At 64.9% G+C, this 14846-nt stretch carries 9 protein-coding genes; 8 read left to right on the top strand and 1 reads right to left on the bottom strand.

Annotation, left to right across the window (positions count from 1 at the left end; translation table 11 throughout):
* Positions 1-40 precede the first annotated feature (40 nt).
* From bcor_RS00845 to bcor_RS00830, 4 genes are all read left to right on the top strand, one after another.
* Positions 41-1477: a DHA2 family efflux MFS transporter permease subunit gene (locus tag bcor_RS00845; RefSeq protein WP_033498146.1), complete on the top strand. Its 1437-nt coding sequence runs from the start codon at positions 41-43 to the stop codon at positions 1475-1477.
* A gap of 253 nt (positions 1478-1730) precedes the next feature.
* Complete coding sequence (locus bcor_RS00840; protein ID WP_033491319.1) at positions 1731-2966, top strand: FtsX-like permease family protein; 1236 nt, start codon at positions 1731-1733, stop codon at positions 2964-2966.
* Entirely contained in the window at positions 2963-3850 is an 888-nt protein-coding gene (locus tag bcor_RS07160; protein ID WP_051875570.1) for an ATP-binding cassette domain-containing protein, read from the top strand. The genes bcor_RS00840 and bcor_RS07160 overlap by 4 nt, the downstream gene beginning before the upstream one ends.
* Positions 3851-3884: 34 nt before the next feature.
* Complete coding sequence (locus tag bcor_RS00830; protein WP_033498144.1) at positions 3885-4811, top strand: ATP-grasp domain-containing protein; 927 nt, start codon at positions 3885-3887, stop codon at positions 4809-4811.
* A gap of 3 nt (positions 4812-4814) precedes the next feature.
* Here bcor_RS00830 and bcor_RS00825 read toward each other — a convergent pair whose 3' ends face one another.
* A complete protein-coding gene (locus bcor_RS00825; RefSeq protein WP_033498165.1) occupies positions 4815-5516 on the bottom strand; it encodes an HD domain-containing protein in 702 nt (233 codons plus the stop codon).
* Positions 5517-5698: 182 nt separating this feature from the next.
* Here bcor_RS00825 and zwf point away from each other — a divergent pair, with 182 nt between their 5' ends.
* The 4 genes from zwf (at position 5699) to bcor_RS00800 (ending at position 14782) form a co-directional block, all read left to right on the top strand.
* Entirely contained in the window at positions 5699-7228 is a 1530-nt protein-coding gene (gene zwf / locus bcor_RS00820; protein WP_148303984.1) for a glucose-6-phosphate dehydrogenase, read from the top strand.
* Complete coding sequence (locus bcor_RS00815) at positions 7225-8256, top strand: glucose-6-phosphate dehydrogenase assembly protein OpcA (RefSeq protein ID WP_033498161.1); 1032 nt, start codon at positions 7225-7227, stop codon at positions 8254-8256. Before zwf ends, bcor_RS00815 begins: the two co-directional genes overlap by 4 nt.
* 56 nt (positions 8257-8312) lie before the next feature.
* Positions 8313-9113 (top strand): 6-phosphogluconolactonase, encoded by an 801-nt coding sequence (gene pgl / locus bcor_RS00810; protein ID WP_033498142.1) that lies wholly within the window; start codon positions 8313-8315, stop codon positions 9111-9113.
* Positions 9114-9445: 332 nt separating this feature from the next.
* On the top strand, positions 9446-14782 hold the full coding sequence (locus tag bcor_RS00800; protein ID WP_081870295.1) for an RCC1 domain-containing protein: 5337 nt from the start codon (positions 9446-9448) through the stop codon (positions 14780-14782).
* Positions 14783-14846 lie beyond the last annotated feature (64 nt).

The raw sequence follows: 14846 nt of genomic DNA, 5'->3' as shown, positions 1-14846 counted from the left end.
CTAATATGACAACCTGTTTGCTTTGAGAAGGAGAGGAACATTGAAAGAAACGTCCAAGCCTGTAGCCCCGACACAATCGAGGGTCCAGGTCGACCACCCCTGGCCTGCCATCGCCGCCTTGATGATAGGCGCATTCGTGGGCATGTTGAGTGAGACCTCGCTCAACATCGCCCTGCCCAACCTGATGGAGAGCCTGCACATACCCGGTGCCACGGTCCAGTGGCTGGTCACCGGCTACATGCTGGTGATCGGCATCGTCCTGCCCTTCTCCAGCTTGATTTCCAAGTGGTTCACGACCCGGCAGACCGTAATCTTCGGGCTGGCCGCCTTCCTGGTGGGCTCTGTTATCTCCGCTTTGGCACCCAACTTCGGCATCCTCCTTGCCGGCAGGCTGATTCAGGGTATCGGCACGGGTCTGATATTGCCGCTCATGTTCACGGTGGCCATGCTGATCTTCCCCCCGGCCAAGCTGGGCACGGTCATGGGCATGTGCGCCCTGGTCATCATGTTCGCTCCGGCCATTGGCCCCACCCTGACCGGCCTGGTCCTGGGCAGCTTCTCCTGGCGCTGGGTCTTCTGGCTCTTCACCCCCTTCCTGGTCGTTGCCCTGATCTTCGCCATCTTCTTCCTGAAGAACGTGGGAACCATCACCAGGCAGAAGCCCGACTTCCTCTCCATTCTGGAATCGATCATCGGCTTCGGCGGCCTCGTGGCGGGTGTCAGCCTGGCCAGCGAGTACGGATGGAACTCCCCTGTCACCCTGACTGTGCTGGTTGTGGCCATCATCGCCCTGGTGCTCTATGTGCGCCGCCAGCTGGTCATGGAGAACCCCGTGCTGAACGTTCGCATCTTCTCCATCCCGGCCTTCCGCTATGGCGCAACCCTGGTCATGCTGGACTTCGCGGTCATCCTCTCGTCCATGTACATCCTGCCCCAGTTCCTCCAGCGCGGACTCCTCCTGCCGGTGGCCATGACCGGTATCCTGATGCTCCCCGGAGGGGTCATCAACGCCCTGGTCTCGGCGTTCGCAGGCAGGCTCTATGACGGATTCGGCGCCCGTATCCCCGTCAGAGTCGGTTTCATCGTGGCTCTGATCGGCGGCGTCATGCTGCTCTTCGCCACCCCGAACAGCCCGGCCCTCTTCGTGGTGGCGGCCCACGTCATCCTGATGATCGGCTGCCCCCTGGCCATGTCACCGGCTCAGACCTATGCCCTGAATTCCCTGACCGGCGCCCAGTCCGGCGACGGCAGCACCATCATCAACACCATGCAGCAGATCGTTGGTGCAGTGGCGACGGCTGTGGCGACTTCGCTCCTGGCCATTGGTGAATCCCACGCAAGTACCACCGACAAGGCCGCGGCCTTCACCAACGGGACCCACTATGGCATCTGGTTCACCATCGTCCTGATTGTCATCGCCCTGGTCATCTCGCTGAAGGTGCGTAGATTCTCTCACGCGGACGAGCAGGAGGCCTGACCCAGGTCCGACCTTCGTCCATCTTCCGGGCGCCCGGCCCCTGCGGGAAGCGATTCCCAACCAGGGGCGGGCGCCCGACTTTGTTCAGCAGACATTCAGCTTTCTCCATGATTGACTCCCTACTCTTGGCACCGTCTTTCGCTAGACTGGAATTCGGCGAATCGGTACCCCTGGCCGCCCTGACCTGAGGGACCGACCCGAACCCCGGGCGGTCGGCCCCGACCGCATCCGGGTGCTAATCAGGAAGGGTGCAATGTTCGTTCTCAAGAACGCCTGGCTCACCATCAGGCGGCATCTGGCCCGCAGCCTCGTCTTTTTCCTGGCCTGCTTGGCTGTGGCCGCCCTGACCCTGGTCGGAGCCACCGTGGTCAAGATCGACCGCACGGCCAGGACCAGCGGCTATGAGGCCCAGACGGCCGATGCGGTCATCACCCCCAAAAAAGGTTCCAAGGCCAAGCCCCTGGGCTGGGAGGAGTACTCCAAGTACGCACAGCAACTCCAGCCCACCCTGCAGTACAAGGCCTACTTCACCGAAACCTCGCGGGTGGACGTCGAGGGACTCACCACCAAGGGGACCTTCTCGGTCCTGGGAATTTCGAGCAAGGATGCCGAACCCAGCCTGCCCTACGGGACCTTCCGGATAATCGAAGGCAAGGGAATCGACTACACCTCCCAGGACAACTCCGGTGTGCAATCAATCCTGATATCCGAAAAGACCGCCAGGGCCAACAAGGCCAAGGTGGGCGACAAGGTGTCGCTGACCAACCCCTTCAAGACCGACCTGACCACCCAGGTGAAGGTGGGTGGAATCTACACCTACGGCAAGCGGTCCGTACCCGAGTCCGCATACGACACCATCTACACCGGTTACCCGGTCTTCGCCAATCTTGAGCTGGATACGGCCAGCGAACCCGGATCCGAAGGGCATGACCTGCATGTGGCCTTTGTGCTCTCCTCCCCCTCGGACTACCGAGAGTTCATCAAGGCCATGCGTAAAAACGGGCTCAAGGAGTCCAAATACGACATATCCTCACCCAGCCTGGACCGGTACGAGAAGCAGCTCCAGCCCGTGCACCAGGCCGCCGACCAGGCCAGGACCGGCATCATCCTTGTCTCGATACTGGGCGGGCTGATTCTTCTGGTCTCGCTGTTCCTGATGCTGAAATCACGTAGGAACGAAATCGGAATGGCCGTGACCATCGGCATCCACAAGGCACGCCTGGGATGGCAGTTCGCCCTGGAGACCCTCCTCCTCTCCATCCCCGGTCTGGGACTGGGCCTGGGGCTGGGAGCACTGGTCAGCAAGCCGCTGATCCAGGCAAGGTTCGACCTGGGCAAACTGGCCGTCGCAGCCGACATCAGCCTGGTCTGGCGGGTGGCACTGATCGGCATGGCCGTCTGTGCGGTCATGGCCCTGGTGGCCTCCCTGCGGGTGGCCGCATTCAAGACCTCACAGCTGTACACCAACGACCTGGAGGAGCGCGCATGAGCGACCAGAAGCAGGACCGTGACGACCAGGACGAGATGGACGAGGACATGCTCCGCGAAGAGTCGGATGCCGCTGAGGCTGCCGGGGCGCCCGAAGAGGACGTGGAGGAGATGACCTTTGATGTGGTCATCGAACAAAAGGCCCCTGACGGGGACGAGGATACGGACACGGCCGAAGACCCCCTCCTCGGGCAGATGGACGGGACCGTCCTGGTACCCGGCGGATACCCCGTACTCTCCCTGAGGCATGTGGAGTTCACCAGAAAGGTCAAGGGGCAGACCGAGCTGATCCTTGATGACGTGAACCTCGACTTCCAGATGCGCCGCCTCTACTCAGTCGTGACCAGGTCACCCGCCAAGCAGGCCGCCCTGATGGCCCTGATGACCGGGCTCCGCGCACCCACCGAAGGCAACGTGCTCTTCCGAGGCACCGACCTGCGGCAGCTGGAGGCCTCGGACTACCGCGGACACCAGATCGGGGTCATATTCGGCACCGACGCCCTAAGGGACGACCTGACCGCTGTGGAGAACCTGGTCTACACCATGGACGCCAGCGGAAGGACCTTCCTGGGCCCCAAGGACAACCTGGCCCGGCACATGCTCGACAGGGTCGGTTTCCCCGACAACCTTCAATCCAAGCCCGCCAAGGACCTCGACGGCCTGAACTACCGTCTGGCCTCCGTGGCCCGCGCCCTGTGCTGCGAGTGCGATGTGCTGATTGCTGACGAACCGACCGAAGGCCTGGAACCCGGAGACTGGGACACCATCCTGGCAACCTTGAAGAAGGTCTCGCGCCGAAACGACTGCTCTGTGGTCATCGTCACCTCCGACAGCACCGATACGGCCGAGGAGTGGACCTACGACGATCGATTCATCGTCGACTGATCCGGACAGGCTCCCACCCGGGCCCGATACCGCCGTGCGGTCAACCTGCCACATCGTTTCGCATGACGGGTGGATTGCCCGGACCATCCGTCAGGCCCTCCCCTCGGATACCGCCTGGGACCTGGTCCGGCATGATGGCCTGGCGCCGACGCGGGACCTGGGCGACAATGACGCCCTTTGGATAGACCCCGGGCTGCTGATTGCGCAGAACGCCTGGTTGGAATCCCTGGGGCGGCCCCCCATGACCCTGATGGCCCCGCCAGCCGACTGTCTGGGCGGACTGGGCGAGAGTCTGCTGGGGCGCAGGGTCATGGTGGCCTGCGCCGGCGAGGTTCGGCAGTGGCGGCACCCTCCCGCAGGCTTGGGGGACCGACCCTGGTCCCAGATTGCCGGCGGCAGGGTACCGGCATTCCGTGCCGCACGCCGGACTCTGTCTCAACTGCGCCAGGACCTGGCCGAGGCTCCCGATGATGCACGGATTCAAATCAGCCGGCATATTGATGACATCGACCAGGAGTGGCGGGTGGTGGTCCTGGGTGGTCGCGCCGTGGCCTCCAGTGGATATTGCCGCCATATCGGATCGGATGACCACGACATCATCACGGTCTTCGATGGGGCCTCCTTCGACCCGAACCTGCGTGCGCCGGCCGAGGAGACAGCCGTTCACGCGGCAGCACTCGGGGGCATGGACGCGGTCTGCATCGACCTGGCCTTCCCTGCGAGTTCCTCTCCGAACCGGGCGCCCGAGCTGATGCACCCGTTCGTGCTGGAGGTCAATCCCGCCTGGTGCTGCTCCCCCTATGACTACGGACAGGCGGGCATGGCCGGATTCCTTGCCGCCATCGCAGCCGGACGCAGACCCGGAGGCACGCACCTTGCGGGCGCAGCCCCCTATAACCCGGATTCCTGGATGGCCGACCAATTCCGCAATCGGTATCGGTCCTACTGGGGCAAGGCCTAAGTCTCAGACAATCTCCATGCCGTAGTGATCGGCGAGGGGTTTCAGGTCCGGCACCCCGTACTTGGCGACCAGGTCCTGCCAACGCTTCAGGTTGTCCGGCCCGTACTTGGCGGTGCGCCTGGCGGCCGTGGCCTCCGAGACGAATATGGGAGGCTGGCGTTTGCTGTGGAACTTGTCCGCGTACATGACCACCTCCTGCTCCAGGTTGACGGGTACGTAATCGTCAGGAGGAAGATTCAGATGTTCCTCCTCGACCTGCCGACGGGTCAGCCCGACCCCGGTATGGTTCCGGGCGAACTGGGCCACGGACTCGTCGACCCCCTCGTCGATGAGGAGCCTGTATCCCTCCAGGCCGTGCTGGATGTAGCGCTCACCCTGGAAGGTCAGGGGGCGGCCCTCGGCACCATCATCCTTGAGTATCAGGTAGGTGCCGATGTCATGCAGCAGGGCACCGACCTGCACCAGGTCGCGGTTGAGGAGACGGGGCGGGATGCTTCCCCCGCCATGTGCCGGGTCACGCTCGGGCGCATCCTGTGGCAGGGTGCACTGTTTGAGGAAAAGGGCATTGATCCGATCGGTGATTCCCACGGCGATGGTGGAGATTATCGAGCAGTGGGTGTGTATCAGATCGTAGGCGGCCTGCGAGGGGGCCACCTTGCGGTGCAGCGCCTCGGCCATTTCAACATTCGGAACCATAAGGACCATTCTAGGGAGGTCGGCCGGGAAATGTGACTTTACCGACTGTTGCCCTACATTCACGAACATATCCTTTCCCTTGGGGGAGCAAATACTAGACTGGTGAGCACATATTCATGAGGAGCACTATGGCCACTACACCCAACCGGCGCCCCGTGGAGGATACCGCCCACAGCGGCGGCAGTCCATCCATGCAGGAACCCTGGCATAATCCACTGCTGGATCCGCGCGATCTGCGCATGCCCCGTATCGCCGGTCCCAGCTCGCTGGTCATTTTCGGTGTGACGGGCGACCTGGCCAAGAAGAAACTGCTACCGGCCGTCTACGACCTGGCCAACAGGGGCCTCCTGCCCGCCAGCTTCGGACTGATCGGATTCGGTCGACGCGACTGGGACGACCAGGCCTTTGCCTCCTTCGCCGAGGAGAACGTACGAGCATACTGCCGGACCCCCTTCAATGAGTCCACATGGCGGCACCTGAGCCAGGGCATGCGGTTCGTCAAGGGGACCTTCGACGATTCGGAGGCCTTCCGGCACCTCTCGGCCACGGTTTCCGAACTCGACCGGGTGCGCGGTACACGCGGCAACCACGCCTTCTACATGTCGGTACCACCCAAGGCTTTCCCCATCGTGGCCCGCCAGCTGGCCGAATCCGGCCTCTCCCACTCCAAGGAGGGCGCCTGGCGCAGGGTCATCATAGAGAAACCCTTCGGCCGCGACCTGGCCTCGGCCAAGGAACTCGACCGGGTGGTCTCCGAGGTGTTCGAGCCCGATTCCGTATTCAGGATCGACCATTACCTGGGCAAGGAGACCGTGCAGAACCTGCTCGCCCTACGCTTCGCCAACATGATGTTCGAGCCGGTCTGGAACTCCAACTACGTATCTCATGTACAGATCACCATGGCCGAAGACATGGGCATCGGCGGCAGGGCCGGTTACTACGACGGTATCGGCGCCGCCCGTGACGTGATCCAGAACCACCTCCTGCAGCTCATGGCCCTGACCGCCATGGAGGAGCCGGTATCATTCGCGGCAGAAGACCTGACCGCCGAGAAGACCAAGGTGCTTTCGGCCATCCGCCTGCCCAAGGATCTGGCCGCCCATACCGCCCGAGGGCAGTACGCCGCCGGCTGGCAGGGGTCACAGCATGTGGCCGGCTACCTGGATGAGGAGGGAATCAGCCCCGATTCAACCACCGAGACCTATGCCGCCATCCGCCTGGATGTTGACACCCGACGCTGGGCGGGGGTCCCCTTCTACCTGCGTACGGGCAAGCGCCTGGGCAAGCGGGTGAGCGAAATCGCGGTGGTCTTCAAGCGCGCCCCCCACCTCCCCTTCGAGGCCACGGCGACCAGGGAGCTCGGCGCCAACGCCGTGGTGATACGCGTCCAGCCCGACGAGGGCGTCACCATGCGGTTCGGTGCCAAGACCCCAGGGTCGGCCATGGAGGTCAGGGATGTGAACATGGACTTTTCCTACGGTCGGTCCTTCACCGAGGCCTCCCCGGAGGCATACGAGCGACTGATTCTGGATGTACTCCTGGGAGACCCGCCCCTCTTCCCCACCACAGAGGAGGTCAACCTCTCCTGGAAGATCCTCGATCCGATTGAGGAATTCTGGGCCGGGCAGGGTCAACCGCAGCCATACCGGGCCGGTACCTGGGGTCCTGAAGAGGCCGACCGGATGCTCGCCCGAGATGGATACCATTGGAGGATGCCATGATTGTCAGGCTGAACAACACCACAACCTCCGCAATAGCGCGCGAGATTGATGAACTCCATGTGGAACGAGGCGAGGCCGCCCAGGGCAGAGTGCTGACCCTGGTCATCATCACCGATGGCCCCCATCTGGAAACCGCCCTGGAGACCATCAACTCAGCCAGTCGGGAACACCCCTGCCGGGTGATTGCCATGGTGACCGATGCCGAGGGGCACACGGCCACCGAGCCGGGCCCCGAGGAATCCGCGCCTGCCCGTCAGATCGACCCGGATGACGAGTGCATCTCCTACAAGGCCACCGAGCACGGGGGTGAGCACACCCTGGATGCCGAAATACGGTTCGGCTCGGACGCCGGGGCGGGCGAAGTGGTGGTGCTGAAGCCGGTCACAGCGCTCCTGGACCACTCCGATGCCCTGGTCATCCCCCTCCTGGTTCCTGATGCACCCCTGGTGGTCTGGTGGCCCGGAAACCCGCCACAGGACCCATCCAAGGACCCCATTGGAGCCATGGCAACCAGCCGCATCACCGATGTCATGGGATCCGATGACCGCCAGGCCGCCTTCGCCTCGCTTCTGGAGCACTCCGGCGCGGAAGACGTGGACCTTTCCTGGACAAGAACCACCATCTGGCGGGCTCTGCTCGCCTCCATGGTCGACCAGCCGCCCCACCTGCCCATCACCTCCGCACGGGTGACCGGCCAGTCCCACTACCTGCCCTTGGAGCTCCTGGCCTCATGGCTGGCCCTGAAACTCCATGTGCCGGTAAGTGTGGAACGGGACTCTGAAGCCCGTGCCATCACAGGCGTGTACTTCGAGCGCAGCGACGGGACCATGAGCATGGAACGACACAAGACGGACCAGGCCAGGATCAACCAGCCAGGCCAGGCAAGCCAGGCCATCTCCATGCCTCTGCGCACGGCCGTGGACTGCATGAGCGAGGAACTTGGCCGTCTCGACCCCGACGAGGTCTATCAGGACGTGATTCGGCAGGGCTGGCCCATGGTCGACCACAACAGCCAGGACCAACCCTGATTCATTCAGGCAGCCGGAACCCGCGCACGGTCGGTAATGACCATAAGGAGAATCGTATGAACGAGCGTCAAGTCATCGTCTATAAGGACACCTATGCGATGAACAGTGCCGTGGCCTACCGGGCGGTGCTGGAAATGGGCGATGTCATCGCCAGGAGGGGACGGGTCGACGTGGCCCTGACCGGCGGGCGAGACTCCGTGGACATATACCTCAAGATGGCCTCATTCCCCCAGAAGGACCTGCTGGATTGGAGCAAGGTCCACTTATGGTGGAGCGATGAGCGGTTCATCAGCGCAGAGGATGGCGAACGCAATTCCCTGCAGGCCCGACAGTGCTTCGACAAGGACGTCTTCAGTGAGGGCAACGCACTTGCCGAGGAGCATATTCACGAGATGCCCGCCGACCCCCGCACCCCCGAGCAGGTTGCCGCCGCGACCGACGAGGAAAACGAGGAGTACCTGATTCGGGCCGCCCATTCCTACCAGGACGAGATCATCAAGGAAATCGGCCCTGACGGACACATGGACCTTGCCGTCTTCGGGGTGGGCCCCGATGGCCACTACGCTTCGCTCTTCCCTGACCGACCCGAGGTCCTGATCACCGACGAGAGCAAGCTGGTGGTCGGAGTGAGCCACTCCCCCAAGCTCCCCCCGCTCCGGCTGACCATGACCAACCCCTTCATCCGCCGAACACCCAAGGTCTGGCTTTTCACCTCTACCAAGGAAAAGGCCCGGGCTGTGAGCCAGGCCCTGGCAGGCGTGGATAATCCGCACGTCCCCTCTTCCTTCGCACGGGGCACCGAACAAACACTCTGGCTCCTGGACAAGGATGCCGCTGACGAACTGCAGCACGTGTAGGCCTACCACCGGTTCCGCCGATACGGGAATACCGGCCAGACCGGGGCCGCTCGACCCTCACTCGGTATTACGACGTGGCTCCGGCTACAACCACTCGTTCTGGCGGCATCATTCAGCCCTACTCACCGTCGACAGGGCTGGTGCACCTACAATTCACTACCAGCGTGAAACAATTTGTTTCATCCTGCGGGTCGACCGCAGGGTGCAATGGTACGGTATACCTCTAATCTGATGTTGGGATAGCCCTTGATCCGGTCCTGATTCGCCACGGGGGAGGCGAATCTGTCACCGTTGATCGGACGGGGGTGTGAATTGATGAGGAATCAACACGCATGCGTATGTGGAACGTGTTCCAGAGCCGTCGTCGTTTGGCTCGCCCGGTGGTTGCCGTCGTGTCGGTGATGACGGTCTTGAGTGCCGGCCTGGTGTCCATTGCGCAGGCGGTTGATTCCCCGGTGTCCGCTGGGGCGGCACCCGGGGTCCTGGCCCCTGCCGACGGCGGCCAGGCTCGCCCCATCCAGGTGGATGGTCCGGATCGGGTCCCTTCCCCGTCGCCCGATGCCTCGTCGTCCTCTTCTTCCGATGCCTCGTCGTCTTCGTCCGGTGGCTCCCTGTCTTCCGGCGTGTCCTCGTCGGGTGGCCCCACTGTTTCGGGTGTGTCCTCTTTGTCGGCTGCCGGCCGGTCCCGTGTGGTATTGCCTTCGGGTCCGGCAGGGTTGGCGACGTCGAGCCCCTTGTCGTCCCACGCCGCGGACGCCCCTTCCGTGCAGACGGCGGTGGGTGTGGTGCATACGGTGTCGTTCTCGTCGGAGGCAGACAGCACGGGCGTGCCGGGGGCGCAGTCGGTGCCGGACGGCGGCACGGCATCCTGGCCGCGTGAGGACCCGTCCCGGCCGGGGTGGACGTTCAACGGGTGGTTCCTGGGCGACGCCGCGTACGACTTCTCCGCGCCCGTGACCGGCGACGTGACGCTGACCGCCCGGTGGGGACGCCGGTCCGTGACCCCCGACCGGGGCCCCTGGCAGGGCGGCACCGACGTCAGGATCTCCGACGCGGCCGACGGGGTGAGGTTCGCCCAGGTCGCCGCCGGGGCCGGGTTCTCCGTCGCGCTCGGCAGCGACGGCAAGGCCTACACCTGGGGCGGCAACACCACCGGCCAGCTCGGCGCCGGCGACGACGCGGGAGCCCACCGCGCCGCCCCGGCCATGGCCGCCATGCCCGACGGGGTCGGATTCACCGCCGTCGCCGCCGGCGCCTCCCACGCCATCGCCATCGCCCGCGACGGCACCGTCTGGACCTGGGGCGACAACACCACCGGCCAGCTCGGCCGCGGCACCACCGGCGGCACCTCCACCCGGCCCGCTCCCGCCGCCACGCCCGCGGGCGTGAGGTTCGCCGCCGTCAGCGCCGGATCCCACCACTCCATGGCCCTCGACACCGACGGCGGGGTATGGACCTGGGGCGACGCCAACCTCGGCCGCTCCGGCGACGGCGCCACCCCCGGCAGAGTCCCCACGCCAGCGGGCACCGCCTTCACCGCCGTCAGCGCCGGATCCCACCACTCCATGGCCCTCGACACCGACGGCGGGGTATGGACCTGGGGCGACGCCGCCGGCCCCGTCGGCCACGACGGCCCCCGGGACACCCCCGCCCGCGTCGACACCACCCAGCGCTTCACCGCCGTCAGCAGCGGCAACGACCACGCCATGGCCATCGCCCGCGACGGCACCGTCTGGACCTGGGGCGGCAACGACCACGGCCAGCTCGGCCGCACCCCCGACACCGCCAACCCCGCCAACCGGCCCGGACAGGTCCCCGGACCCGCCGGCGCCACCCGCGTCAACGCCGGCACCGGCGTCTCCACCGCCATCACCCCCGACACCGCATGGGCATGGGGCCTCAACAGCCACGGCCAGCTCGGCGACAACACCACCGACGACAACACCGCACCCGCACGCACCCCCGCACCCGGCGGCGCCGCACCCGGCTTCCGCTACACCGCCGCCGCACCCGCCACCGGCACCCCGGGCCACACCCTCCTCCTCGGCAACGACGGCCGCACCTACGCCTGCGGCGACAACACCACCGGCCAGCTCGGCGACAACACCCGGAACCCCGCCAACCGGCCCACCACCACCTGGCAGCCCACCCACCTGCAACCCACCGATGTCCTCTTCGGCCAGTCGCACAACCTTGCCACACCCCACCGCGAAGCCGACGGATGGCACACCACCTCGCCCAGACACCCCATCGGCACCACCACCCTCACCATCAGACACACCCGCAACGGCACACCCCAACCCGACGACACCAGCCAGCGCTTCACCTACACCGGCGACACCGCCACCATCACCTACCAGACCGACCACGGCACACCCCCACCACCCCAGACCGTCGCCAAAGGCGACACCGCCCCACGACCCGACGACCCACCCACCCACGACGGATGGACCTTCAACGGCTGGTTCCAGGCAGACACCGCCTACGACTTCTCCCAACCCGTCACCCACGACCTCACCCTCACCGCCAAATGGGCACAATGGACCACCACACCCACACAAGGACCATGGCAAGGCGGCACCGAAGTGCACCTTAGCCGAAGCACCTCCGAGGTACGATACGCCCAAATAACTGCAGGCAGGAACTGCTCTCTGGCCGTCGGCAGCGACGGCAACGTATACGGATGGGGTTACAACCACTACTCGCAAGTAGCCGAATATGAAAAAAACGACCTGCCTGCCCCGATACCGGTCTTCACGCCTGAGGGAGCGAAAATCATTCAGGTATCCGCCGGTTTTTATCACGTCATGGCTCTCGACAGCGAAGGCAGAATCTGGACCTGGGGATTCGACTCGGACGGACAGCTGGGCCGCACTCCCACCGCGGCAACCCCTGCAAGACGACCAGGCCTGGTCGCCGCACCCAAGAACGTAGGTTTCATCGCTGTCAGCGCCGGGCGGACACACTCTGCAGCCTTGGACCAGGATGGCAACATCTGGACCTGGGGAAATAACGCCTACAAACAGCTGGGGCGCGACACCAGCGGTACCAACGATGCAACACCTGAGAAAATAAGGCCATCGAGGGGAACCGCATTCACTATGGTCAGTGCCGGCTTCACGCACTCCATAGGCCTATCTGCAGACGGAACCGCATGGTCCTGGGGTGGCGGCATCGACAACAGCTACATCAGCACCGACACCGTACTCGGTCACGCCGGCGGCACCGATCTCGCCCCGGTAGATACCGACCTACGATTCACAACCGTCAGCGCCGGCTACTACCACTCCCTGGCAGTTGCTCAGGACGGCACCGTTCAGTCTTGGGGAACCTGGTCGACCAGGCAGCTGGGCCGATCCCCAACCACCACCACACCCGCCAACCGGCCCGGACGGGTCCCCGGCCTCACCGGAGCAACCGGCATCAGGGCCGGCCGCAGGTACTCTATCGCCATCACCGGCACCGACGTTTGGGGATGGGGCCTCAACGCCCAGGGCCAGCTGGGCACCGGTACCAACAACGGATCCAGCAGCGGTGTCGACACCCCCGAACGCATACCGGCACCAGAGGGGACACCCGCGGGGTTCGTGTATACCAACGCCGTCGCCAGCATGACGGGCGAGCACACACTGACCATCGGTTCCAACGGCGAAGCATATGCGTTCGGAAGTAACGCCAGCGGGCAGCTCGGAGACAACACCATCAATAAAGCGACTGTTGGCCTGGCAGGGGCAAATAAACCGACGATGGTCTGGCATCCAGTGGGCGCCTCAATCACGAGTGTTCTGTTCGGCACCAAACCGAATATGGGTAAAGTGGAGCGCACCGCGAGCGGGTGGCTTGCCGTCTCGCCCCGGCACAGGCCTGAGACCGTCTCGCTGACCGTCAAGTCCTCCACCGGCATTCGCTCAGCCCCAGTCAGAACCGAGGACACTGGTCTGACGTTCACTTTCACGGGCAACATCGTTACTCTGAGCTTCGTGTCCGATCACGGCGCCCCCACACCCGCGCAGCAGGTTGCCGCGGGAGAGCCCACCCAACGCCCCGCGGACCCGTCCGAGGAGGGGTGGACCTTCGACGGGTGGTTCAACGGGGACGTGGCCTACGATTTCGCCGCGCCCCTGGAGCACGACCTGACCGTGACCGGACGCTGGCACCGCACCGGCCGGTGGGTCCTGAGCCCGGACCACGGCAGTGAACACGGTGGTGACACGCTTACCCTGACCGCACCCGCAGCACCCGGCCTCCGTCTGGCATCCGTGGACACGGGCGGATCGTCCTCCCTGGGCGTCGGATCCGACGGCAACTTGTACGCATGGGGAGACAACACCCAAGGCCAGCTCGGCGACGGAACCCGCATCCGACGCACCACACCCACCCTGATTCCCCGCCCAGACGGCACCGACACCGGGTTCTTCTGGGTGCAGGCCACGGCCGGACGCACCCACAGCGCCGCCGTCGGATCCGACGGCAACTTGTACGCATGGGGAGACAACACCTGCGGGCAACTCGGAGACGGCACCAACACCCAACGCACCACACCCGTCAAGGTCATACGCCCTGCCGGGAACGGGTTCACCTGGATTCGGGTCGCAGCCGGCGACGGATACACCTTGGCGATCGGGTCAGACGACAACCTGTATATCTGGGGCAGTCTGCCCGGTGGACTCGGTGACACCAACGGCACCACCGCCAGCACCCGACCCGTCATGGTCGCCCTGCCTCAAGGCGTGCCACCCACGTTCCGCTTCGAGAAAATCGCTGCCGGTGACAGGCATGCTACGGCGATCGGGTCGGATGAGAACCTGTATACCTGGGGATCGAACACACATGGGCAGCTCGGCCACGCCGACACCGGAGTACCTGCCGCCGCAGCCACACCCACCGTGGCCGCCTGGGACGACCCGCAGCAGCCCGTAGGCTACGTTCAGGCCAGCGCCGCAGGCGACCACACTATGGCCATCGACCTGCGGGGACGCCTCTGGGTCTGGGGCGATCTCGCCGACGGCACCGACACTGCAACACCCGCACGCATTTGGCCCGCAGGCACGAACGATACGTACCGGTTCACCCACACGTCCACCGGGCGCGCCCACTACACCGCCACCGGAGAAGACCACCGCACCTGGACCTGGGGCGACAACACCAATGGACAGCTCGGGCACGCCACCAGCACCCCAACACAGCCCACGACCATACCCGGTCTGAATACCACCGTCACCGCCAGCATGGCCGACACCACCATCGCCATCGACACCAACGGCAACACCCAGGCATGGGGCGACAACTCCAACGGGCAGGGCGGACACGGAGACACCGGCGAAACCCCCACGCCATGCACCTCCGCCATTCCCTCTCACCCAACACCCACCGACCTGACCATCGACTCCACCACGCTCCCCCTGCACCGGACCGGACCGAACACCTGGGAGGCGACCACCACGGCCCACGACCCCGGGGCTGTGCCCGTGCGCGTCAGATGGACCCTCGCCGGACAGGCCCAGCCCGATGACACCTCCAACACGTACACCTATCTGCACATCTTCACCCTGCCCAATGCCGGAGGCACAGGCATCATCCTCCTGATCATCGCAGGCACCCTTATCCTTGCCGCCACCACAGCCAACCGGCAGCGGCGCATCCCCAAACACCACCAGTACTTCACATGAGTAAGAGGCCACACCAAAAGGGGTCCCAACCCCCTGGCCACCGGAGGCGGTCCGCCCCCACACC

The sequence above is a fragment of the Bifidobacterium coryneforme genome, assembly GCF_000737865.1.
Taxonomy (GTDB): Bacteria; Actinomycetota; Actinomycetes; order Actinomycetales; family Bifidobacteriaceae; genus Bombiscardovia; species Bombiscardovia coryneformis.
This window is presented reverse-complemented; position numbering and strand designations above follow the sequence as displayed.

Excerpts from the sequence above, each read along its gene's own strand:
- bcor_RS00840 (WP_033491319.1), top strand. The coding sequence starts at position 1,731 with ATGTTCGTTCTCAAGAACGCCTGGCTCACCATCAGGCGGCATCTGGCC.
- bcor_RS07160 (WP_051875570.1), top strand. The coding sequence starts at position 2,963 with ATGAGCGACCAGAAGCAGGACCGTGACGACCAGGACGAGATGGACGAG.
- bcor_RS00825 (WP_033498165.1), bottom strand. The coding sequence starts at position 5,516 with ATGGTCCTTATGGTTCCGAATGTTGAAATGGCCGAGGCGCTGCACCGC.
- zwf (WP_148303984.1), top strand. The coding sequence starts at position 5,699 with ATGCAGGAACCCTGGCATAATCCACTGCTGGATCCGCGCGATCTGCGC.
- bcor_RS00815 (WP_033498161.1), top strand. The coding sequence starts at position 7,225 with ATGATTGTCAGGCTGAACAACACCACAACCTCCGCAATAGCGCGCGAG.
- pgl (WP_033498142.1), top strand. The coding sequence starts at position 8,313 with ATGAACGAGCGTCAAGTCATCGTCTATAAGGACACCTATGCGATGAAC.
- bcor_RS00800 (WP_081870295.1), top strand. The coding sequence starts at position 9,446 with ATGCGTATGTGGAACGTGTTCCAGAGCCGTCGTCGTTTGGCTCGCCCG.